This is a genomic window from Candidatus Symbiothrix dinenymphae (genome assembly GCF_001431085.1).
Window position 1 is genome coordinate 1 of sequence record NZ_BBRU01000327.1, and the last position, 505, is coordinate 505.

A 505-nucleotide genomic window follows, 5' to 3' on the forward strand; every position below is an offset into this window, starting at 1 on the left:
ATCACTATGTGTGCCGATTGCTGAAATTGATAAAGGGACTTCCCAATGGGGCTATAGTGGTGTCGCAAATAATTGATAATTACCGAGTTATGTATAAAAGGCGGCATTTGATGATGGAGTTGTTGGGGAAAATAGTCTGAATCAGGATTTACCGGATTAAAGGATTAACAGGATGAATATGAACACAAAAGAAGATAAATTACAAGCTTTCGGGCGACTGCTCGACATCATGGACGAACTGCGCGAGAAGTGCCCGTGGGACAAGAAGCAGACCAATGAGAGCCTGCGCACCAACACGATTGAGGAAACTTACGAACTCTGCGAAGCCATCATCAAAGATGATTTTCAGGAGATTGAAAAGGAGTTGGGCGACGTGTTGCTGCACATTATTTTCTATTCCCGAATTGCTTCGGAGAAGGGGCAGTTCGACATTGCCGATGTGTGTAATGTGCTGTGCGACAAGCTGATGTTTCGGCATCCGCATATTTATGGCGATGTTCAGGCG

General features: G+C 45.0%; 1 protein-coding gene. It reads left to right on the plus strand.

The genetic code is table 11. The annotated features are described in order from the left end of the window. Positions 1 to 178 precede the first annotated feature (178 nt). Positions 179 to 505 (plus strand): MazG nucleotide pyrophosphohydrolase domain-containing protein (locus ASC50_RS03985; RefSeq protein WP_304518322.1); only part of this gene is annotated, 327 nt, incomplete at its 3' end.